Consider the following 20,879-nt stretch of genomic DNA (forward strand, 5'->3'; position numbering starts at 1 on the left):
TGCCCGCGGTGACGGCGGCACGCGGCTGTTCGCGGGTCGCGAGGTGGCGCCGTGCGGCTGTTCGCGGGTAGCCGGGAGCGGAGGCGCGCGGGGCGGGTATGCCGCCTGTGGCGCGGAAGGGACGGGCGGGGGTGACCGCCCGCAGTGGCCGGCGCGTCCGCGCCCTCAGCCCCTCCGGGAGAGGTGATCCGCGCCGGTCCGAGAACGGACGCCCCCGACGCAGCCCCGACCCACCCACCCACCGTAGGCGCTACGCGCACCCCACCGGGGTGAACGTAGCGCCGCAGGCGTCGAACGGGTCAGTCCTTGATCTCGCAGATCGCCGCGCCGGAGGTGATCGACGCGCCCACCTCCGCGCTCAGGCCCTTGATCGTGCCGGACCGGTGGGCGTTGATGGGCTGCTCCATCTTCATGGCCTCCAGGACGACGACCAGGTCGCCCTCCTTGACCTCCTGCCCCTCCTCCACGGCGAGCTTGACGATCGTGCCCTGCATCGGAGAGGCGAGGGTGTCGCCCGAAGCCACCGGGCCCGACTTCTTCGCCGCCCGGCGCTTCGGCTTCGCGCCCGCCGCCAGCCCCGTACGGGCCAGGGACATGCCCAGCGAGGCCGGGAGCGAGACCTCCAGGCGCTTGCCGCCGACCTCGACGACGACCGTCTCGCGGTCCGCCTCCTCCTCCACCCCCGCGTCCACGGCGGCGGCGAACGGCTTGATCTCGTTGACGAACTCCGTCTCGATCCACCGCGTGTGCACCGTGAACGGTTCGGCCGAACCGGTGAGTTCGGGTGCGAACGCCGGGTCCTTCACCACCGCGCGGTGGAACGGGATGGCCGTGGCCATGCCCTCGACCTGGAACTCCCCCAGCGCACGGGCGGCCCGCTCCAGCGCCTCCTTGCGCGTGCGCCCGGTGACGATCAGCTTCGCCAGCAGCGAGTCCCACGCCGGGCCGATGACCGACCCGGACTCCACGCCCGCGTCCAGCCGCACGCCCGGGCCCGACGGCGCGTCGAAACGGGTGACGGTACCGGGTGCCGGGAGGAAGTTGCGGCCCGGGTCCTCACCGTTGATGCGGAACTCGAAGGAGTGCCCGCGCAGCACCGGATCGCCGTACCCCAGCTCCTCGCCGTCGGCGATGCGGAACATCTCCCGGACGAGGTCGATCCCCGCGACCTCCTCGGTCACCGGGTGTTCCACCTGCAGACGCGTGTTGACCTCCAGGAAGGAGATCGTGCCGTCGAGGCCGACGAGGAACTCCACCGTGCCCGCGCCGACGTAGCCGGCCTCCTTCAGGATCGCCTTGGAGGCGGAGTACAGCTGCTCCGTCTGGGCGTCCGACAGGAAGGGGGCGGGGGCCTCCTCGACCAGCTTCTGGTGGCGGCGCTGCAGCGAGCAGTCACGGGTGGACACGACGACCACGTTGCCGTGCCGGTCGGCCAGGCACTGCGTCTCCACGTGCCGCGGCTTGTCGAGGTAGCGCTCGACGAAGCACTCACCGCGACCGAAGGCGGCCACCGCCTCGCGCACCGCGGAGTCGTACAGCTCCGGCACCTCTTCCAGCGTCCGCGCGACCTTCAGACCACGCCCGCCACCACCGAACGCCGCCTTGATCGCGATCGGCAGCCCGTGCTCCTCGGCGAAGGCGACGACCTCGTCGGCCCCGCTCACCGGATCGGGTGTACCCGCCACCAGCGGCGCGCCCGCGCGCTGCGCGATGTGCCGGGCGGCGACCTTGTCACCGAGGTCACGGATGGCCTGCGGCGGCGGGCCGATCCAGATCAGGCCCGCGTCCAGCACCGCCTGGGCGAACTCGGCGTTCTCGGAGAGGAAGCCGTAGCCGGGGTGGATGGCGTCGGCACCCGAATCACGCGCGGCGGTCAGCACCTTGTCGATGTCGAGGTAACTGGTGGCCGGAGTGTCACCGCCCAGGGCGAACGCCTCATCCGCGGCGCGGACATGCAGAGCGTCCCGGTCCGGGTCGGCGTAGACGGCAACGCTCGCGATTCCGGCATCCCGGCAGGCCCGGGCAACGCGGACAGCGATTTCGCCACGGTTGGCGATGAGCACCTTGCGCACGATTGAGGCTCCCTCCTTGAAACAAGCCGAGTTTAGGGACTGCCGACACGACACTTCGACCCGTCCCCACTGGTGAGCTTGCCCACACGGAGCGTGATACGAGGCTCGCTCGACCCGCGAAAGCCCTTGTCGTACCTCGGTACCCAGGGCTCTTCCCGGAAACCCTAGCCGCCCTGTGTGGTCAAGGTCTCTGTGAGAGCGTGCTGCGGCCCACTCCGTTTCTTTGTGGAGTCCCTACGAATGGCCCAATGATTCTTTGCCCTGCGCGGACCCCTTGTACCGAGGTTTACCCGTTAGTAGCCTTCGCGTCGGCCCGAACATACTCGGGGTAACCGCGGATGTGCTCGAAAGTGGGTGGGGGCCGGTGGTGCGCAGACCGGTGGCGTGGGTCGTGGCGCTCGTACTCTTCGCCGAGGCGCTCGGCGTCGCGGCGCTGAACTGGTTCCTGGGCGTCGTCGTCGACCGGCAGGACATGTCGCTGGCCGGTCTCGATCCGGACGTGATGTCGACGTCCTCGAAGATCGGCGGAATCGTCTTCGGGCTCTACTTCGCGCTGTGCGGCCTGGTGGCCCTGCTGGTCGCCCTGCGCGACCGGGCGCCCGCCGGGTTCGGCCGGGTGCTGCTGGTCAGCGCGGCGGTGGTGCACGCGCTGCTGGGCGCGGTCACGTGGGGTCTGGTCGGCCCGCCCGCGTTCCTCTACATGGTGGTCGTCCTCGGGCTCGTCGTGCTGCTGCTGATGACGTACGACGGCCGTCCGGGGCAGCCGGCCGACGCCGCTCCCGAGGGCGGCGCCGGCGGTGACGGCTCTCCGGCCACGCCCGCGGTCACTCCTCCGGCGGCGCCCACAGTTCCGTGATGCCGACGCCGAGGTCGGCGAGGAGGCGCCGGACCAGGGGCAGGCTGATGCCGATGACGTTGCCGTGGTCGCCGTCGATGCCGTCGATGAACGGGGCGGAGCGGCCGTCCAGGGTGAACGCCCCGGCGACGTGGAGCGGTTCGCCGGAGGCCACGTAGGAGGCGATCTCCTCGTCGCTGGGATCGCCGAAACGGACCACGGTGGAGGCGGTGGCGGAGACGTAACGGCCGCTGACGGTGTCGTAGACGCAGTGGCCGGTCTGCAATGTGCCGGCCCGGCCCCGCATGGACTTCCAGCGCGCCGTGGCCTCCTCGGTGTCCGCGGGCTTGCCGAGGGCCTGGCCGTCCAGTTCCAGGACCGAGTCGCAGCCGATCACCAGCGCGCCCTTGACCTCGGGTTTCGCGGCGACGACGGAGGCCTTGGCCTCGGCCAGGGCGAGCGCCAGTTCGGCGGGGGTGGGGGCGGTGACGGCGTCCTCGTCGACCCCGCTGACGATCACCTCGGGGTCCAGCCCGGCCTGGCGGAGCAGCCCGAGCCGGGCGGGGGACTGGGAGGCGAGCACGAGTCGGCGGCGCGGCTGATCTGTCATGCGGTCAGCGTATCGACGCAGCCCGGATGCCTCACCTCACGCCGATCACCAGCATGGCGAGCACCATGGCCAGCGCCATGAGAACGCCCAGCCGCCGCAGCATGTCCTGCGTGTCCCGCAGTTCCTTGGGCGGCTCGTTCTCGGGGTCGGACCACAGCATGTCACCAGCGTGGGGCCTGGCCGGCCGGGGTGCCTGAGTACGCGTACTCAAGTAGGGGGCGCGGCGTTGTTCCTCTGTGCGCCCACGCGGTGGAGCCGCACCTGCGGACAGCCCCCCGCGCCCCCTGACCCGGTTGTCGCTAGCCCGGCCAGTAAGTGCGCGTCCACGACGCCGGGCCCGGGCGCGGGACGCTTCGGGCCGCGAGACGGGACGGGTCGGACCACGAGGCGCGGGGGGTGGGCGCGCCGGGCGGCACGGCTGACGCCGCCGCGGCGCGCGCCCGGACCACCGCCAGTGCGGCGGCCAGCTCCTCCGGGGTGGGGTTGCCCCGTACGACCTTGATCACGTCGGCTCCTTACCGGGGTCAGAGGGGGATGTTGCCGTGCTTCTTCGGAGGCAGGGATTCCCGCTTCGTACGCAGCTGACGCAGCCCGCGGACGATGTGCCGGCGGGTGTCGGACGGCATGACCACCGCGTCGACGTAGCCGCGCTCGGCCGCGACGTAGGGGTTGAGGAGGGCGTCCTCGTACTCCCGCATCAGCCGGGCGCGGGTCTCCTCCGGGTCCTGTGACCCGGCGATGGCGCGGCGGTGCAGGATGTTGACGGCGCCCTGCGCGCCCATCACCGCGATCTGGGCCGTCGGCCAGGCCAGGTTGAGGTCGGCGCCCAGGTGCTTGGAGCCCATGACGTCGTAGGCGCCGCCGAAGGCCTTGCGGGTGATCACGGTGATGAGGGGGACGGTGGCCTCGGCGTAGGCGTAGATCAGTTTGGCGCCGCGGCGGATGATGCCGTCGTGCTCCTGGTCGACGCCGGGCAGGAAGCCGGGGACGTCGACGAAGGTGATCACCGGGATGTTGAAGGCGTCGCAGGTGCGCACGAAGCGGGCCGCCTTCTCGGAGGCGGTGATGTCCAGGCAGCCGGCGAACTGCATCGGCTGGTTGGCGACGATGCCGACGGGGTGGCCCTCGACACGGCCGTAGCCGGTGAGGATGTTCGGCGCGAACAGCGGCTGCGTCTCGAGGAACTCGGCGTCGTCGAGGACGTGCTCGATCACCGTGTGCATGTCGTAGGGCTGGTTCGCCGAGTCCGGGACGAGCGTGTCGAGCTCGCGGTCCTCGTCGGTGACCGTCAGGTCCGCCTCCTCCGGGAACGCCGGGGGGTCGGAGAGGTTGTTCGACGGCAGGTAGGACAGGAGCTGCTTGACGTACTCGATCGCGTCCTTCTCGTCGCCGGCCATGTGGTGGGCCACGCCCGAGGCGGTGTTGTGGGTGCGGGCGCCGCCGAGTTCCTCGAAGCCGACGTCCTCGCCGGTGACCGTCTTGATGACGTCCGGTCCGGTGATGAACATGTGGGACGTCTGGTCGACCATGACCGTGAAGTCGGTGATCGCGGGGGAGTACACCGCGCCGCCCGCGCAGGGGCCGACGACCAGGCTGATCTGCGGGATCACGCCGGAGGCGTGGGTGTTGCGGCGGAAGATCTCGCCGTACGCGCCCAGCGAGGCCACGCCCTCCTGGATGCGGGCGCCGCCGGAGTCGTTGATGCCGATGACCGGGCAGCCGGTCTTCAGCGCGAAGTCCATGACCTTGCAGATCTTCTGCCCGTACGTCTCGCCCAGCGCCCCGCCGAAGACGGTGAAGTCCTGGGAGAAGACGGCGACCGGGCGGCCGTCGACGGTGCCGTAGCCGGTGACGACGCCGTCGCCGTAGGGGCGGTTGGCGTCGAGGCCGAAGTGGGTGGAGCGGTGCCGGGCGAACTCGTCCAGTTCGACGAAGGAGCCTTCGTCGAGCAGGAGGTCGATCCGCTCACGGGCCGTCAGCTTGCCCTTGGCGTGCTGCTTTTCGACCGCGCGTGCGGAGCCGGCGTGCGTCGCCTCTTCGATGCGACGCTGAAGATCCGCGAGCTTGCCCGCGGTCGTGTGGATGTCGGGCTGCTGCTCTTCCGGCTCGGACATCGGGATGCGGCTCCCTGCCTGCTCAAAAGGGGGGACGGTTACTCATCCGTAGCGTAGTGGGGGGCCCTCCGTTCGGCAGTGCGGTCTTTCCCACACCGCTTTCCCCTTCACAGACGCGGGAAGGAGATCCTTGAGGAGCCCACGCCGTCACCGCGCCCCTGGGCACGATCGGGGCGTGGTGGCGGGACACGTCGAAGGCGCGACACCGTGGGAACGGCCGGGTGCCCGTGAAGCTCGGCCCCCGGGGCCAAAACCCGTCCCCTGTGCGGGGTGGAGGAGGTCAAACCTAGTGTGGGTCGCATGACACCACATGGTGAAGGTACGCCCGACGGGCACAGTGAGCCGAGGCCGGGACGTTGGTCCGACCTCGACCGTCCGCCGTTGAACGCCGTCGGTCTGCGCCGCGGACTCGTGCGCGCGGGTGGATTGTGGACGCAGGTGGACGTGGTGCAGCGCACCGGTTCCACCAACTCCGATCTCGTGGCACGGGCCGGCGCGGGCGGGCTGGAGGAAGGCGCCGTCCTCGTCGCCGAGGAGCAGACCGCCGCGCGGGGACGCCTCGACCGGCAGTGGACGGCTCCGGCCCGGTCGGGGTTGTTCTTCTCCGTATTGCTGAGGCCCGCCGAGGTGCCTGTGGCGCGGTGGGGCTGGCTGCCGTTGCTGACCGGCGTCGCGGTGGCGACCGGGCTGTCGCGGGCCGCGGGCGTCGACACGGCGTTGAAGTGGCCCAACGACCTGCTGGTCACGGTGGGCGGCGAGGAGCGGAAGGCCGGCGGGATCCTGGCGGAGCGGGCCGGTGACGACGGGGTGGTGATCGGTGTCGGGATCAACGTGAGCCTTCGGGATGATGAGCTGCCGGTGCCGACCGCGGGGTCGCTGGCACTGGCGGGGGCGGTGAGCACGGACCGGGATCCGCTGCTGCGGGGGGTGCTGCGGTCGCTGGAGGACTGGTACGGGCGGTGGCGGGCGGCGGGGGGCGACCCGGGGCCGAGCGGTCTGCAGGAGACGTATGCGGCGGGGTGCGCGACGCTGGGGCGGGTGGTGCGGGCGGAGCTGCCCGGGGACCGGGAGCTGGTGGGGGAGGCGGTCGCGGTGGACGGCGACGGCCGCCTGGTGCTGGCCACGGGGGAGGGCGTGCAGGAGCCGGTGGGTGCGGGCGACATCGTCCATCTGCGGGCGAACTGACGCCCGTGGCTTCGGTGGGGGGCCGGGTGGCGCCCGGGGCCGGTGGGTGGGCCGGACCGGGTCTCCGCACCCCCGGCCCGGCCCCCGACGCGACGCCGGTCACCTCACCCCACGGCGTAACCCGACGAAGTGAGCTGGCGCACACCTGCCGTAGAGTTGAGGCCGGTCGACACCTGGCCATGGCAGATCGGAAGGGCACGCGTGACCGTCGACGACCCGGGTTCCACGGACGCGCAGGGCGCCGACGAGGATCCGCTCGCCCTGCGCCTGGAACAGCTCATCCTGGGTGCCGAGCGCCGTTACACACCGTTCCAGGCGGCCCGCAGCGCCGGCGTCACCATGGAGCTGGCCACCCGCTTCTGGCGGGCGATGGGTTTCGCCGACGTGGGCCAGGCCAAGGGCCTCACCGAGGCCGACGTGCTCGCGCTGCGCCGGCTCGCCGGTCTGGTGGAGGCGGGTCTGCTGAGCGAGGCCATGGCGGTCCAGGTGGCGCGGTCCACCGGGCAGACCACCGCCCGGCTGGCCGAGTGGCAGATCGACTCCTTCCTGGAGGGGCTGACCGAGCCGCCCGAGCCGGGCATGACCCGTACCGAGGTGACGTATCCGATCGTCGAGCTGCTCCTGCCCGAGCTGGAGGAGTTCCTCGTGTACGTCTGGCGGCGGCAGCTCGCCGCGTCGGCCGGACGGGTCGTCCAGGGCGCCGACGACGAGGAGATGGTCGACCGGCGGCTCGCCGTCGCCTTCGCGGACCTCGTGGGGTTCACGCGGCTGACCCGGCGGATGGAGGAGGAGGAGCTCGGCGAGCTCGTCGAGGCCTTCGAGACCACCGCCGCCGATCTGGTCGCCGCGCGGGGCGGGCGGCTCATCAAGACGCTGGGCGACGAGGTGCTCTACGCCGCCGACGACGCCGGTACCGCCGCGGACATCGCGATACGGCTGATCGAGACCATGGCGAACGACGAGACCATGCCGGAACTGCGGGTCGGCATGGCGTTCGGCACGGTGACCACCCGGATGGGTGATGTCTTCGGTACGACCGTGAACCTGGCCTCCCGGCTCACGTCCATAGCCCCCCGGGACGCCGTGCTGGTCGACAGCGCCTTCGCCGAGGAACTGATCCGCACCGGTGCCGCCCCTGCCTCCGAGGCGGCGGCGGCCGAGGCGGTGGCCGCGGCGGAGAAGGAGGGCGAGGAGCCGCCGAGCTACCGGTTCGCGCTCCAGCCGATGTGGCAGCGGCCCGTGCGCGGCCTCGGCGTGGTGGAGCCCTGGCTGCTCACGCGCCGGAACGGGGCTTCCGTCCCGTCCTAGTCCCGGCCGCCGGGACCCGGGCCGCCGCCCACGCAGAGACCGATGATCGGTACGCACAGGCCGCCGGGGCCGGGATCCGGTGTGCCCGGCTGTTCCGGTGCCGGGTCCCGGGGCGCCGGCGGGGGTGTCCCCGGGGTGCTCGGTGGCGGGGGCGTGGGCGGCTGGGGCCGCCGGGTGACCGGGGCCCGGGTGGTCGGGGTGCTCGCGGTGGCCGGGACGGTCGTCGGGGGCCGGGCCGGGGACGACGGTTCGGGCGCTGTGAGCGGGGTCCGGTTCTTGCCGCCCAGGGCCGTGGGGGAGGACGGGCTCGCCTCGGGGGCGGGCCCGGTGGCCTCGCTCGTCGTGGGGGGACCGGTGGGTGTGCCGGTGTCCGTGTGGAGGATGGGGCGCGGGCCCGTCTCCGCGCCGATGTCCGCGCCGCCGCCCTGGGGGGCGGCCAGGCGGACCAGGGTCACGGCGCTCGCGGCCACGGCCAGGCTTCCCGCGGCCAGCAGCGCCTTGCGGGGGCGGGGCTTGCGGTGGCGGCCCCGGAAGCGGGAGGTGCCTGCCGGTGGCTCTTCGGCCGGTGCGGTCGGTGTCATCGCGATCCCCTCCCCTGCGTGCGCGCCCCCGACGCGCCGCGGTGTGCGCACGCTATGCGCTCCCGTGAGGGGCCGGGCCGGAAGTCGGGGTGATGTCACTCGAACGGGTGGGCGGGGAGTGACGGGGGAACCGGACGTGCGCCCTTTTCTCCGGTGGGCGCGGGCTGCGATGATCGGGGCGAGTGGAAGTTAACCCGCGTTAACCGGAGGGTGTCGATGAGTGAGGAACGGTTCGGGGAGTTCGTGCTGGTGCGCCGGCACGAGCGGGGGCATGTCGCGGAGCTCGTCCTCGACCGGCCGGGGGCCATGAACGCCGTGTCGACCGGGATGGCCCGTTCCATCGCGGGGGCCTGTGCGGCGCTGGGGGAGGACCGGAGCGTACGGGTGGTGGTGCTGAGCTCCTCGCACGAGCGGGCGTTCTGCGTGGGGGCCGATCTGAAGGAGCGCAACTCCTTCAGCGACGCCGACCTGGTGCGTCAGCGGCCCGTGGCGCGCGGGGCGTACACCGGGGTGCTCGAGCTACCCGTGCCGACGGTGGCGGCGGTGCACGGGTTCGCGCTCGGCGGCGGGTTCGAGCTGGCCCTGTCGTGCGACGTGATCGTCGCCGACCGTACGGCGGTCATGGGGCTGCCCGAGGTGTCGGTCGGGGTGATTCCGGGCGGGGGCGGTACGCAGTTGCTGCCCCGGCGGGTGGGGGCGGCGCGGGCCGCCGAGCTGATCTTCACGGCGCGGCGGGTGGAGGCCGCCGAGGCCCGGGAGCTGGGACTCGTCGACGAGCTGGTGGAGGAAGGGCGGGACCGGGAGGAGGCCCTCGCCATGGCGTCCCGGATCGCCGGGAACTCGCCGGTGGGGCTGCGGGCGGCCAAGCGGGCGCTGCGACTGGGGCACGGGCTGGATCTGGCCGCCGGGCTGGAGGTCGAGGACGCCGCCTGGAGATCGGTGGCGTTCTCGGGGGACCGGGCGGAGGGGGTCGCCGCCTTCAACGAGAAGCGCAGGCCGGAGTGGCCCGGGGAGTAGGGGCCCGGTGAGCCCCGTTCGCTCCTTGAATATCCCGATCGGTCCTGAATCTTCCTAATCTGGAGAGATGGTTGAGGAGAGCCGGCTGGCGGCCGTGGTGGCGCTGGCCCAGGGCATGGCCGCCGCGCACGGTTCGCGGGACGCCTGGCGGGCCGCGGCCGACGGGGCCTGCCGGGCGCTGGGCGGGAGCTTCGCCGCCCTGTCGGTGTGGGAGCGAGGGCTGGGGCGGCTGCGGGTCCTGGTGAACGTCGGTGAGCTGGCCGAGGGCGAGGAGGAGTTCCCGGAGGACGAGTCCTATCCGGTGCACCAGTTCGCCGAGATCACCGAGTTCCTGCACGAGCGGTGGGCGGGGGGCGGTGAGCCCGACGCGTGGGTGGAGACCGCCGAGGGGTCCTCGGCGGGGCGCGCCGGGTACTGCCACCAGCGGGTGGCCGCGCTCAGGCGGCGCGGGCGCGGGTGCTGTGTGGTCGCGCCGATCGTGCTGCACGGGCGGGCCTGGGGCGAGCTGTATGTGGCCCGGCCGGCCGGTGTGCCCGTCTTCGGGCGGGGCGACGCCGACTTCGCGACGGTCCTGGCCGCCGTCGTGGCCGCCGGGATCGCGCAGGCCGAGCGGCTGGAGGAGGCCCGGCGGCTGGCGTACACGGACTCGCTGACCGGGCTGGCCAACCGGCGTGCCGTGGACGCCCGGCTCGACGAGGCCGTCGAGCGGCATCGGCGGGACGGGGCCGTCGTCAGCCTCGTGGTGTGCGACCTGAACGGGCTGAAGCGGGTCAACGACACGCTGGGGCATGCCGTGGGAGACCGGCTGCTGGAGCGGTTCGGGACCGTGCTGTCGCTGTGCGGGGCCACGCTGCCGGGGGCCCTGGCGGCGCGGCTCGGCGGGGACGAGTTCTGTCTGCTGGTCGTGGGGCCGCCGGCCGACGAGGTCGTCAAGGCGGCCGACGAGGTGTGCCGGCGGGCCGTGGAGCTGGGGATCGGGGACGGCGTCGCCTGCGGGGTGGCGTCCACCGAGGACGCCATCGGGCCGGTGCACTCCGCCCGGCGGCTGTTCCGGCTGGCCGACGCGGCGCAGTACCGGGCCAAGGCCGAGCGCGCCGCGCATCCCGTCGTGGCCGGACGGGAGGGGCCCGGCGATCCCGTCGTGCGGCTCGCGGACGAGCCGCCGCGGGCGGCGGACGGGGAGCGGCGCCGGTTCCGGGGACGGCATTCGCCGTAGCGCGTGATCTGCCGGTAAGGGGTGAAACCTGAGCCCGGTGGTGACATCATTGAATTCACTGCGTACGCTCCTGAATATGGATATGCACACTGTGGTGGTGGGGACCGTCGGCGTGACCGCGTCCGACGTGCTCGCCGTGGCGCGCGGCGGTGCCCGCGTCGAACTGTCCGCGGAGGCGGTGGCCGCCCTCGCCGCGTCCCGCGGGATCGTGGACGCCCTGGCCGCGAAGCCGGACCCCGTGTACGGGGTGAGCACCGGCTTCGGCGCCCTGGCGACCCGGCACATCAGCCCGGAACTCCGTGCTCGGCTGCAGCGCAACATCGTCCGTTCGCACGCCGCGGGGATGGGGCCGCGGGTGGAGCGCGAGGTCGTACGGGCGCTGATGTTCCTGCGGCTGAAGACCGTCTGCTCCGGGCGCACCGGTGTCCGGCCCGAGGTCGCGCGGACGATGGCCGACGTGCTGAACGCCGGAATCACCCCGGTCGTGCACGAGTACGGCTCCCTCGGCTGCTCCGGCGACCTGGCCCCGCTGTCCCACTGCGCCCTCACGCTGATGGGCGAGGGGGAGGCGGAGGGTCCCGACGGCAGTGTGCGGCCGGCCGGTGAACTGCTCGCCGAGCACGGCATCCGGCCCGTCGAACTGCGCGAGAAGGAAGGGCTCGCCCTCCTCAACGGCACCGACGGCATGCTCGGCATGCTGGTCATGGCCCTCGCCGACCTCGACGTCCTGTACAAGTCCGCCGACGTCACGGCCGCCCTGAGCCTGGAGGCGCTGCTCGGCACCGACAAGGTGCTCGCCCCCGAGCTGCACGCCATCCGCCCGCACCCCGGCCAGGCCGCCAGCGCCGCCAACATGCTGGCCGTGCTGAAGGGTTCGGGGCTGACGGGGCATCACCAGGACGACGCACCCCGCGTCCAGGACGCCTACTCGGTGCGCTGCGCCCCGCAGGTCGCCGGCGCCGGACGGGACACCCTGGCGCACGCCCGGCTGGTCGCCGAACGCGAACTCGCGTCGGCCGTGGACAATCCGGTCGTGCTGCCCGACGGCCGGGTCGAGTCCAACGGCAACTTCCACGGTGCGCCGGTCGCCTATGTGCTGGACTTCCTCGCCATCGCCGTCGCCGACCTCGCCTCCATCGCCGAGCGCCGCACCGACCGGCTGCTGGACAAGAACCGCAGCCACGGGCTACCGCCCTTCCTCGCCGACGACCCCGGCGTGGACTCCGGGCTGATGATCGCCCAGTACACGCAGGCCGCCCTGGTCAGCGAGCTGAAGCGGCTCGCCGTACCGGCGTCGGCGGACTCGATCCCGTCCTCCGCGATGCAGGAGGACCACGTCTCCATGGGCTGGTCGGCGGCGCGGAAACTGCGCACGGCCGTCGACAACCTCACCCGGGTCGTCGCCGTCGAGCTGTACGCCGCCACCCGGGCCGTGGAACTGCGCGAGGGACTGACCCCGGCGCCGGCGACGCGGGCGGTCGTCGAGGCCGTACGGGAGGCGGGCGTGGGCGGTCCCGGTCCCGACCGTCACCTCGCTCCCGACCTCGCCGCGGCGGACGCGTTCGTGCGGGACGGACGGCTGGTGGCGGCTGTGGAGACGGTCACCGGACCGCTGAGCTGAACCGGCCGGGGCCCCGCGGCCGTTCCGCCGGGCCCCGGTGCGCGCGTCTACGGCCCCAGGCGTTCCCGGCGGACCGAGTAGACGACGAAACCGGCGCCGAGGACGAGGCAGGCCGTACCGCCGGCGATGTACGGGGTGCTGTCGAAACTGCCGGTGTCCGCGAGGCGGACCTCCTCACCGGTGCCGTCGACGGACGCCGAAACGACTCTCGCCTGCTGTGTGACCTGCGGAGACGGGCTTGCCGAGACCGCGTTCGCGACCGGCGTGTTCGAGGTCGCGTTCGCGGACGGGACGAACCACAGGGCACACAGCAGGGTGCCCGCGGCGGTGGCGGTCAGCAACGGACGGAGCGCGGATGACACGGAATATCGATCCCCTTGTGGCGCTGGCGAATTGGCCGTGTGGGGCGATGTTAGTGAACGGCGCGGGTCACGGGAAAGTCACGGGGCCCGAGGCCGTACGCTCCGGGCATGAGCACCCCAGAGACATCACGGTTTGTACGGCTTCGCGTGGAACTCGTCCTCGAGATCGACGACGAGGAGGCGGTGACCGGGGCCGCGCTGCGCGGGATCGCGGATGACGGCGACATGCCGGACGAGGAACGGGTACACGCCGAGAGCGCTGTGACGGAGGACACCGCGGAGGCCCTCGCCCAACTCGTCGACCCGTTCGCCCTGATCGGCGAGGTGCCGGGCGTGGAACTGCTGCAGGCGTCCTGGAGCGGCGAGGAGATCGACTACGACCCCGACTCGCCGGAGTGGGACCTCGACGAGGGCGAGAGCGAGTACGAGGACGAGGACGAGGGGCCCTATGGCGACGAGGACGGTGCGGACAGGGTCGGCTGAGGCGTTTTGGGGAAATCGTGACCCCGGGCGGCAACCGCCGCCCGGGTCCTGACGTCTCAAGCCACGGTGCACCGACCGGCACCTTCACCGTCCGCCCCGGCGGACGTGGCGAGCCCCACACCCGCGGGTCATGGGGAACGGGAGCACCCGGTCGTAGCGTTGAAGGTTGTGGACGAGGTTCTCCGGCTTCGCGCCGGGGACTCGTGGGGTTGGGATTCGGCAACGATGGAGAAGCGTGTGATGACGGACGGTAAGCGGCGCAGGGGTCTGGCGGCCGCGTCCGCTCTGCTCGGCGGAGTGCTGGTGCTCTCGGCGTGTTCCGGCGGTGACGACAGCGCCTCGGGCGACGGCGGCAAGGGCGATTCGCAGGCCCAGGTCGACGAGGCGGCGGCCAAGAAGTCCTCCGAGGCGCAGATCAAGATCACGCCGAAGGACGGCTCGAACAACGCCTCCATCAACAACTCCGCCGCCGTGACCGTGGCCAAGGGCACGCTCACCGAGGTGAAGATGACCACCGCCGACGGGACCGCCGTCGCCGGCGAGATATCCGCCGACAAGAAGAGCTGGAAGCCCAGCGGCCAGCTGGAGCGGGCCACCACCTACAAGCTGTCGGCCACCGCCGAGGACTCCGCGGGCCTCGCCGCCCACGAGAACGCCTCGTTCACCACGGTCGCCCCGGACAACAGCTTCATCGGCACCTTCACCCCGGACGACGGCACCACCGTCGGCGTCGGCATGCCGGTGTCGATCAACTTCGACAAGGCGATCACCAACAAGGCCGCGGTGCAGAAGGGCGTCACCGTCACCAGCAGCAGCGGCCAGGAGGTCGTCTGCCACTGGTTCAACGCCAACCGCATGGACTGCCGGCCCGACGAGTACTGGCAGGAGGACTCCACCGTCACCCTGAAGCTGGCGCTCGACGGGGTCGAGGGCGCCGAGGGCGTCGTCGGCGTCCAGCAGAAGACGGTCACCTTCAAGATCGGCCGCAACCAGGTCACGTACGTCGACGCCAAGACCAAGCAGATGAAGGTCACGCAGGACGGCAAGACCGTCCGCACCATCCCGATCTCCGCCGGGGCGCCCGAGAACAAGACGTACGAGGGCCAGATGGTGATCTCCGAGAAGTTCAAGGAGACCCGGATGAACGGCGCGACGGTCGGCTTCACCGACGACGACGGCAAGGGCGAGTACGACATCAAGGACGTGCCGCACGCCATGCGTCTGAGCACCTCCGGCACCTTCATCCACGGCAACTACTGGGGCGCCAAGTCCATCTTCGGCAGCGTCAACACCAGCCACGGCTGCGTGGGCCTGCAGGACGCCAAGGGGGCGAACGACCCGAACATGCCGGGCGCCTGGTTCTACGACAACTCGATCGTCGGTGACGTGGTCGTCGTCCAGAACACCGGTGACAAGACCATCGCCCCGGACAACGGCCTCAACGGCTGGAACATGAGCTGGGAGCAGTGGAAGGCGGGCTCGGCGGTCTGACGCCGGCCGCGCAGGCGGCGCCCCACTCCACCACCCGGCCGATGCCGCCGTCCGCCCCTTACGGGGAGCGGGCGGCGGCATCGGTCTTCTTCTCATGGGGCTCTTATGGGGCGCTTACCGCTTCATCACCAAGCGTCCCTAGCTTGCGGCCATGTTCTTCACCTATCTGAGGCGCGAGCTGCGCCGCCGTAGAAAGGCGGCCCTCGTCGTCGCCTCCGGCCTCGCCCTGGGCATCGCCCTGGTCGTCGTGGTCAACTCCGTGTCCTCCGGCATGGGCAGGGCGCAGGAGAAGGTCCTGCAGTCCCTCTACGGGCTCGGCACGGACATGACGGTCACCAAGGCCGCCGAGTCCCGGACCACCGGCGAACGCCCCCGGTTCCGGTTCGACGCCCAGGACGACGGCTCCGGCGAGGAGCAGAGCAGCGACCGCGTCATGGTGCAGGACTTCCAGACCCTGGCGAGCTCCACCGTGACCGAGGTCGGCGAGCAGGACGGCGTCGCCGACGCCGTGGGCGGACTGAGTCTCCAGGTCATGAAGGTGAGCGGCGAGTTCACCCGGGGTCAGTTCCAGCAGGACGGCCAGAGCGGCCAGGGCGCCGAGGGCGGCGGTCCCGGCGGGGGCCGGCCCTCTCCGCAGGGCCGGGTCGAGGGCGGCGGCGCCAACTTCGACGTCAACAGCTACACCGTCTACGGCACCGACGTCACCGAGCCCGCCCTCGGCCCGCTGACCTCCTCCGAGATCACCGACGGACGCACCTTCACGTCGACCGAGACCGACGCGAAGGTCGCCGTCGCCGACTCCGCCTACGCCAAGGAGAAGAAGCTCGAAACCGGTGACACCGTCACCGTCAAGGGCACCGAGTACAAGGTCGTCGGCATCGCCACCGCCTCCAGCGGGGACGCCGCGGCCAACCTCTACCTGCCGCTGAAGCAGGCGCAGACCCTCGCCGACGCCAAGGACGAGGTCACCACGATCTACGTCCGGGCGACCGACTCCCAGCGGATCGACAGCGTCAAGTCCGGGATCCAGAAGAACGTTTCCGGTACGACCGTCACGACCTCCGCCGACCTCGCGGACACCGTCTCCGGCTCCCTGTCCACCGCCTCCTCGCTCGCCGCGGGCGTCGGCACGTGGCTGTCGGTCGTGGTACTCGTGGCCGCGTTCCTCGTCGCCGGTCTGCTCACCTCCTCGGCGGTCTCCCGCCGGGTGCGCGAGTTCGGCACCCTCAAGGCGCTGGGCTGGAAGTCCGGCCGGGTGACCTTGCAGGTGGTCGGCGAGTCCATGGTCCAGGGCCTGATCGGCGGCGCCCTCGGCATCGCGCTCGGCCTGGCGGGCGCCTACGCCGTCACGGCCGTCAGCCCCACCCTGCAGGCCCAACTCGGTGGCGGTGACGGCGTGAGCGGGCCCGGCGGTGGCGGCGGCATGGGCGGTCCCGGACGGCAGACCGCCGCCAAGACCCTCGACGTCGCGCTCACCGCGCCCGTCAGCCTCACCACCGTCGCCCTCGCGGTCGGCCTCGCCGTGGCCGGCGGCCTCGTCGCCGGCGCCTTCGGCGGCTGGCGCGCCTCCCGGCTGCGGCCGGCCGACGCGCTGCGCCGCGTCGAGTAGCACCCGACCGGCACCGGCCCCGGGGCCCGCCGCAGCGGACGGGCCCCACCCTCGTACGCGATCCAGGAGCAGCCATGTACGAACTCAGAGGCGTCACCCGGCGCTACACGCGCGGCAAGGAGACCGTCCACGCCCTCGACGGAGTCGACCTGACCATCCCCGACGGCGACCGGCTCGTCATCCAGGGTCCCACCGGCGGCGGCAAGTCCACGCTGCTGCAGATGCTCGGCGGCCTCGACCGGCCCAGCTCCGGCGAGATCGTCCTGGACGGCACCGACCTGGCCGAGCTGCCCGAGGCCCGGCTCACCCGGGTCCGCAGCGAGAACATCGGCTTCGTCTTCCAGTCGTTCAACCTGATCCCCACGCTCACCGCGCAGGAGAACGTCGAGACCGCGCTCGTCCCGCTCGGCGTGAAGGCCAGGGAGCGCCGGGAGAAGGCCGCCGAGGCGCTGGCGTCGGTCGGTCTGGGCGAGCGGCTCGGGCACCTGCCCGGCGAGATGTCCGGCGGCCAGCAGCAGCGCGTGGCCATCGCGCGGGCGCTGGTGAAGGAACCGAAGGTGCTGCTCGCCGACGAACCCACCGGAAACCTCGACGAGTCGATGCGCGACGAGATCATGGACGTGCTCATCCGCATGTGGAAGGAGCTGGGGCTGACCTTCGTCATGGTCACCCACGACTCGTCGATCGCGAAGGCGGCCCCGCGCCTGGCGACGATCCGCAAGGGACGGATCACCGTGAAGGAGAACCCGGGAGTCTGACCGGGAGAGGAGTCAACCGCGCGATCATGTAACGGAGTTCCGGCGGTGGGGTTACAACCACCCGTCGACTTCGGCATCCTTTCCGGCGTCCCTTGAGACGTTTGATCACCCCTCGGCATACTGCGTGTTCCGGGGGGTGCGCGCATGCGTACGAGACCACCCCCGGCCGGGTGACATCGCGTTCGCCCGGCGACCTTGCTAGGGGGAACCTTGCGCAGACAAGTGAAGAGAGCGTGCGCGGCCACGGTCGCCACGGCGACCGCCGTGGCGCTCGCGGCGGGCATGGCCGGCCCCGCGTCGGCCGACGGGGAGCGCACGACCGCCGCCTCCGCGACGGAGGCGTCCGCGCCGAAGGCCAAGCACCGGATCACGCTGATCACGGGTGACCGGGTCGCCGTGGACGCCAAGGGCCGCGTGGTCGGCCTGGAGCGGGCCGAGGGCCGGGAGCACATACCCGTGCAGATCCGCCGCACCGGCGGCCACACCCTGGTGCTGCCGGCCGACGCCGCCCGGCTGGTCGCGAGCGGCAAGCTGGACCAGCGGCTGTTCGACGTCACCGAGCTGAACAAGACCGCGACCCGCGGCTCCCAGAAGCGGGGCCTGAAGGTCATCGTCGGCTACCAGGGCGGCGCCCGGGCCGCCAAGGCCGACGTCCGTGACGCGGGCACGGTCCGCCGGACCCTGAAGTCCCTGAACGCGGACGCGGTGCAGACCCCGCACGAGGACACGCCCGAGCTGTGGGACGCCGTCACCAACGGCGACCGCACCGCCTCCGGCATCGCCCACGTCTGGCTCGACGGGGTCCGCAAGGCCTCCCTCGACACGTCGGTGGCGCAGATCGGCACCCCGAAGGCCTGGGCGGCCGGCTACGACGGCAAGGGCGTCACCATCGCCGTGCTGGACACCGGCGTCGACGCCGGCCACGCGGACCTCAAGGGCCAGGTGACCGAGTCCAAGAACTTCAGCTCCGCGGCCACCGTCGGCGACAAGGTCGGCCACGGCACCCACGTCGCGTCCATCGCGGCCGGCACGGGCGCCCTGTCCAAGGGCACGTACAAGGGCGTCGCGCCCGGCGCGAAGATCCTCAACGGCAAGGTCCTCGACGACGCCGGCTTCGGTGACGACTCCGGCATCCTCGCCGGCATGGAGTGGGCGGCCGCGCAGGGCGCCGACGTCGTCAACATGAGCCTGGGCGGCATGGACACCGCCGAGGTCGACCCGCTGGAGGCGGCGGTCAACAAGCTGTCCGCCGAGAAGGGCGTCCTGTTCGCCATCGCGGCCGGCAACGAGGGCCCGCAGTCGGTCGGTTCGCCCGGCAGCGCGGACGCCGCGCTCACCGTCGGCGCCGTCGACGACAAGGACCAGCTCGCCGACTTCTCCTCCACCGGCCCGCGCGTCGGCGACGGCGCCGTCAAGCCGGACGTCACCGCTCCCGGCGTGGACATCACGGCCGCCTCGGCGAAGGGCAACGACATCGCCAAGGAGGTCGGCGAGAAGCCGGCCGGCTACATGTCCATCTCCGGTACGTCGATGGCGACCCCGCACGTCGCGGGCGCGGCGGCGATCCTCAAGCAGCAGCACCCGGAGTGGACCTACGCGGAGCTGAAGGGCGCGCTCACCGGTTCCACCAAGGGCGGCAAGTACACGCCGTTCGAGCAGGGTTCGGGCCGCGTCCAGGTCGACAAGGCGGTCAAGCAGACCGTGATCGCCGACCCGGTGTCGCTGAGCTTCGGCATCCAGCAGTGGCCGCACACCGACGACAAGCCGGTGACCGAGCAGCTCACCTACCGCAACCTCGGCACCCAGGACGTCACCCTGAAGCTGACGTCGACCGCCACGAACCCCCAGGGCAAGGCGGCCCCGGCCGGCTTCTTCAACCTCGGTGCCACCACGGTCACCGTCCCGGCGGGCGGCAAGGCCTCCGTGGACCTCACGGTCGACACCAGGCTGGGCGGCACCCTCGACGGCGCCTACTCCGCGTACGTGGTCGCCACCGGCGGCGGGCAGACCGTGCGCACGGCGGCCGCGGTGCAGCGCGAGGTCGAGTCGTACGACGTGACGCTGAAGTTCCTCGACCGCGCGGGCAAGCCGGCCACCAACTACGTCGCCAACCTCGCCGGACTCTCCGGCCTGGGCGCCGACCGGTGGTACCAGCCCTACGAGGCCGACGGCACCGTCACCGTCCGCGTGCCCAAGGGCGGTTACGTCCTGGACACCGGCATCTTCGTCGGCTCCGACCCGGAGACGTACGAGGGCGCCGACTGGCTCGCCCAGCCGAAGCTGAACGTCACCAAGAACACGACGATCACGCTGGACGCCCGCAAGGCCAAGCCGGTGAAGATCACCGTGCCGGCCAAGGGCGTCAAGCCGGAGTTCGCCTCCGCCGACTACACCGTCGAGACGAGGAACTCGGCCTACGCCTTCGGCTGGTGGCTGGACTCGTACGACAACTTCCGCTCCGCCCACCTCGGCCCGCAGGTCACCGACGGCTCGCTGAGCCAGCAGTGGGACGCCCACTTCAGCAAGGGCGCCAAGGAGCAGTACAGCACCGTCACCGGCGGCAAGGTCAAGAACCTCGCCACCGGGTACACCCGGACCTACAAGGCCGGCGAGTTCGCCACGGTGAAGGTCGGCATGGGCGCCGCGGCGAGCGGCAAGAAGGGCACCGTCAACCCCGCGGGCTGGCTGCCCGGCGGCGGCGGCGCCTCCTCGTTCGGCAACGCGCAGAGCCTGCCCGGCACCCGCACGCTGCACCTGTCCACCGTGTCCGGGGTGAAGTGGGACCTCGACTTCGAGCAGCAGGGCGGTGTCGACGCCGAGGGCTGGCCGATCTCGGAGGCCGGGTACGTCATCGCGTACGCGAAGGGCTACAAGGGCGGCAAGACGTACAAGGAGACCGTGAACACGGCCGTCTTCGGGCCGCGCCTCACCTCCGACTACGGCATCTTCCGTGACGGCAACAGCATCTCCGGGCTGGTTCCGCTGTTCGCCGACGGCAAGGGCCACGACGGCTCCTCGGTCTTCACGTCGGTCACCACCAGCCTCTACCGCGACGGCAAGAAGGTCGGCTCGCACGACGACCCGCTGTTCGGCGAGAAGGAGTTCAAGGTCCCGTCCGCGGACGCCTCCTACAAGCTGACCACCTCGGTCAAGCGCAGCGCCAAGGTCGCCGCCGCCTCCACGCGGATCGACGCGAGCTGGACCTTCCGGTCCAAGAAGACCACCGACCTCACGCAGCTGCCCGCCTCCACGGCCCGCTTCCTGGCGGCCACCGGTCTGGACAGCAAGGTGACGGCCGGCAAGAAGGTCAGCATCCCGGTCACCGTCGAGGGCGCCGCCAAGGGCAAGAACCTCAAGTCCCTGTCGGTGTACGTGTCCTACGACTACGGCAAGACCTGGAAGAAGACCACGGTCACGAAGGGGAAGATCACCGTCAAGAACCCCGCGAAGGGGAAGGCCATCTCCTTCCACGCCAAGATCGCCGACAAGAAGGGCAACAAGTCGACGATCTCGGTCTACAACGCGTACTACGGCAAGTAGTCCGTGAGGGAACGGCCCGCCGGAAGCACCGTCTCCGGCGGGCCGTTCCGTGTCCTTCGGGCGCGGGAGGACCCGGG

18 protein-coding genes are annotated in these 20,879 nt (G+C 71.9%); 11 read left to right on the plus strand and 7 right to left on the minus strand.

Annotation, left to right across the window (positions count from 1 at the left end; all coding sequences use genetic code 11):
- Nucleotides 1-299: 299 nt before the first annotated feature.
- Nucleotides 300-2,072, minus strand: a complete 1,773-nt coding sequence (locus ACFXAE_RS11380; RefSeq protein WP_384711555.1) for an acetyl/propionyl/methylcrotonyl-CoA carboxylase subunit alpha — start codon at nucleotides 2,070-2,072, stop codon at nucleotides 300-302.
- A gap of 364 nt (nucleotides 2,073-2,436) precedes the next feature.
- On the opposite strand from ACFXAE_RS11380, the gene ACFXAE_RS11385 reads away from it, so the two are divergent.
- Nucleotides 2,437-2,928: a hypothetical protein gene (locus ACFXAE_RS11385; RefSeq protein WP_384711557.1), complete on the plus strand. Its 492-nt coding sequence runs from the start codon at nucleotides 2,437-2,439 to the stop codon at nucleotides 2,926-2,928.
- Here the strand turns inward: ACFXAE_RS11385 and ACFXAE_RS11390 are convergent.
- The 4 genes from ACFXAE_RS11390 to ACFXAE_RS11405 all read right to left on the minus strand — a co-directional run bounded on the left by ACFXAE_RS11390 (nucleotide 2,897) and on the right by ACFXAE_RS11405 (nucleotide 5,631).
- Entirely contained in the window at nucleotides 2,897-3,517 is a 621-nt protein-coding gene (locus ACFXAE_RS11390; RefSeq protein ID WP_384711560.1) for a Maf family protein, read from the minus strand. The two genes, ACFXAE_RS11385 and ACFXAE_RS11390, sit on opposite strands and share 32 nt — an antisense overlap.
- Before the next feature lie 31 nt (nucleotides 3,518-3,548).
- Nucleotides 3,549-3,677 carry a morphogenic membrane protein MmpB gene (gene mmpB, locus ACFXAE_RS11395; protein ID WP_106979509.1) on the minus strand — a complete coding sequence of 43 codons (129 nt, stop codon included), beginning with the start codon at nucleotides 3,675-3,677 and terminating at the stop codon, nucleotides 3,549-3,551.
- Between the two features lie 139 nt (nucleotides 3,678-3,816).
- Nucleotides 3,817-4,023, minus strand: coding sequence for an acyl-CoA carboxylase epsilon subunit (locus ACFXAE_RS11400; protein WP_384711565.1), 207 nt, complete (start codon nucleotides 4,021-4,023; stop codon nucleotides 3,817-3,819).
- 18 nt (nucleotides 4,024-4,041) lie between these two features.
- Entirely contained in the window at nucleotides 4,042-5,631 is a 1,590-nt protein-coding gene (locus ACFXAE_RS11405) for an acyl-CoA carboxylase subunit beta (protein WP_384711568.1), read from the minus strand.
- A gap of 300 nt (nucleotides 5,632-5,931) precedes the next feature.
- On the opposite strand from ACFXAE_RS11405, the gene ACFXAE_RS11410 reads away from it, so the two are divergent.
- Together ACFXAE_RS11410 and ACFXAE_RS11415 are read left to right on the plus strand one after the other, a co-directional pair.
- Nucleotides 5,932-6,816: a biotin--[acetyl-CoA-carboxylase] ligase gene (locus tag ACFXAE_RS11410; RefSeq protein ID WP_384711571.1), complete on the plus strand. Its 885-nt coding sequence runs from the start codon at nucleotides 5,932-5,934 to the stop codon at nucleotides 6,814-6,816.
- A gap of 201 nt (nucleotides 6,817-7,017) precedes the next feature.
- Nucleotides 7,018-8,124, plus strand: a complete 1,107-nt coding sequence (locus ACFXAE_RS11415) for an adenylate/guanylate cyclase domain-containing protein (protein ID WP_384711574.1) — start codon at nucleotides 7,018-7,020, stop codon at nucleotides 8,122-8,124.
- Here ACFXAE_RS11415 and ACFXAE_RS11420 read toward each other — a convergent pair.
- Complete coding sequence (locus ACFXAE_RS11420) at nucleotides 8,121-8,705, minus strand: hypothetical protein (RefSeq protein WP_384711577.1); 585 nt, start codon at nucleotides 8,703-8,705, stop codon at nucleotides 8,121-8,123. The two genes, ACFXAE_RS11415 and ACFXAE_RS11420, sit on opposite strands and share 4 nt — an antisense overlap.
- Before the next feature lie 216 nt (nucleotides 8,706-8,921).
- On the opposite strand from ACFXAE_RS11420, the gene ACFXAE_RS11425 reads away from it, so the two are divergent.
- The 3 genes from ACFXAE_RS11425 to hutH all read left to right on the plus strand — a co-directional run bounded on the left by ACFXAE_RS11425 (nucleotide 8,922) and on the right by hutH (nucleotide 12,559).
- Nucleotides 8,922-9,722, plus strand: coding sequence for an enoyl-CoA hydratase/isomerase family protein (locus ACFXAE_RS11425; protein ID WP_384711579.1), 801 nt, complete (start codon nucleotides 8,922-8,924; stop codon nucleotides 9,720-9,722).
- A 67-nt stretch (nucleotides 9,723-9,789) separates the two neighbouring features.
- Nucleotides 9,790-10,938 (plus strand): diguanylate cyclase domain-containing protein, encoded by a 1,149-nt coding sequence (locus tag ACFXAE_RS11430; RefSeq protein ID WP_384711583.1) that lies wholly within the window; start codon nucleotides 9,790-9,792, stop codon nucleotides 10,936-10,938.
- Between the two features lie 82 nt (nucleotides 10,939-11,020).
- Nucleotides 11,021-12,559, plus strand: coding sequence for a histidine ammonia-lyase (gene hutH / locus ACFXAE_RS11435; protein WP_384711907.1), 1,539 nt, complete (start codon nucleotides 11,021-11,023; stop codon nucleotides 12,557-12,559).
- A gap of 47 nt (nucleotides 12,560-12,606) precedes the next feature.
- Here the strand turns inward: hutH and ACFXAE_RS11440 are convergent, their stop codons facing one another.
- A complete protein-coding gene (locus tag ACFXAE_RS11440; RefSeq protein WP_384711586.1) occupies nucleotides 12,607-12,921 on the minus strand; it encodes an LAETG motif-containing sortase-dependent surface protein in 315 nt (104 codons plus the stop codon).
- 147 nt (nucleotides 12,922-13,068) lie between these two features.
- Here ACFXAE_RS11440 and ACFXAE_RS11445 point away from each other — a divergent pair, with 147 nt between their 5' ends.
- The 5 genes from ACFXAE_RS11445 to ACFXAE_RS11465 all read left to right on the plus strand — a co-directional run bounded on the left by ACFXAE_RS11445 (nucleotide 13,069) and on the right by ACFXAE_RS11465 (nucleotide 20,802).
- A complete protein-coding gene (locus ACFXAE_RS11445; protein ID WP_384711589.1) occupies nucleotides 13,069-13,404 on the plus strand; it encodes a hypothetical protein in 336 nt (111 codons plus the stop codon).
- A 240-nt stretch (nucleotides 13,405-13,644) separates the two neighbouring features.
- Nucleotides 13,645-14,895 carry an Ig-like domain-containing protein gene (locus tag ACFXAE_RS11450; RefSeq protein WP_384711593.1) on the plus strand — a complete coding sequence of 417 codons (1,251 nt, stop codon included), beginning with the start codon at nucleotides 13,645-13,647 and terminating at the stop codon, nucleotides 14,893-14,895.
- A gap of 151 nt (nucleotides 14,896-15,046) precedes the next feature.
- Nucleotides 15,047-16,504, plus strand: coding sequence for an ABC transporter permease (locus ACFXAE_RS11455; protein WP_384711596.1), 1,458 nt, complete (start codon nucleotides 15,047-15,049; stop codon nucleotides 16,502-16,504).
- A gap of 74 nt (nucleotides 16,505-16,578) precedes the next feature.
- On the plus strand, nucleotides 16,579-17,262 hold the full coding sequence (locus ACFXAE_RS11460; RefSeq protein WP_384711599.1) for an ABC transporter ATP-binding protein: 684 nt from the start codon (nucleotides 16,579-16,581) through the stop codon (nucleotides 17,260-17,262).
- A gap of 282 nt (nucleotides 17,263-17,544) precedes the next feature.
- Nucleotides 17,545-20,802 (plus strand): S8 family serine peptidase, encoded by a 3,258-nt coding sequence (locus ACFXAE_RS11465; RefSeq protein WP_384711910.1) that lies wholly within the window; start codon nucleotides 17,545-17,547, stop codon nucleotides 20,800-20,802.
- The last annotated feature ends 77 nt before the right edge of the window (nucleotides 20,803-20,879 follow it).

This window comes from Streptomyces sp. NPDC059454, from assembly GCF_042749965.1.
Taxonomy (GTDB): Bacteria; Actinomycetota; Actinomycetes; order Streptomycetales; family Streptomycetaceae; genus Streptomyces.

Coding starts and splice junctions, on each gene's coding strand:
- ACFXAE_RS11390 (WP_384711560.1), bottom strand. CDS start 3,517: ATGACAGATCAGCCGCGCCGCCGACTCGTGCTCGCCTCCCAGTCCCCC.
- ACFXAE_RS11420 (WP_384711577.1), bottom strand. CDS start 8,705: ATGACACCGACCGCACCGGCCGAAGAGCCACCGGCAGGCACCTCCCGC.
- ACFXAE_RS11430 (WP_384711583.1), top strand. CDS start 9,790: ATGGTTGAGGAGAGCCGGCTGGCGGCCGTGGTGGCGCTGGCCCAGGGC.
- ACFXAE_RS11455 (WP_384711596.1), top strand. CDS start 15,047: ATGTTCTTCACCTATCTGAGGCGCGAGCTGCGCCGCCGTAGAAAGGCG.
- mmpB (WP_106979509.1), bottom strand. CDS start 3,677: ATGCTGTGGTCCGACCCCGAGAACGAGCCGCCCAAGGAACTGCGGGAC.
- ACFXAE_RS11460 (WP_384711599.1), top strand. CDS start 16,579: ATGTACGAACTCAGAGGCGTCACCCGGCGCTACACGCGCGGCAAGGAG.
- ACFXAE_RS11425 (WP_384711579.1), top strand. CDS start 8,922: ATGAGTGAGGAACGGTTCGGGGAGTTCGTGCTGGTGCGCCGGCACGAG.
- ACFXAE_RS11465 (WP_384711910.1), top strand. CDS start 17,545: ATGGCCGGCCCCGCGTCGGCCGACGGGGAGCGCACGACCGCCGCCTCC.
- ACFXAE_RS11450 (WP_384711593.1), top strand. CDS start 13,645: ATGACGGACGGTAAGCGGCGCAGGGGTCTGGCGGCCGCGTCCGCTCTG.
- hutH (WP_384711907.1), top strand. CDS start 11,021: ATGCACACTGTGGTGGTGGGGACCGTCGGCGTGACCGCGTCCGACGTG.
- ACFXAE_RS11405 (WP_384711568.1), bottom strand. CDS start 5,631: ATGTCCGAGCCGGAAGAGCAGCAGCCCGACATCCACACGACCGCGGGC.
- ACFXAE_RS11410 (WP_384711571.1), top strand. CDS start 5,932: ATGACACCACATGGTGAAGGTACGCCCGACGGGCACAGTGAGCCGAGG.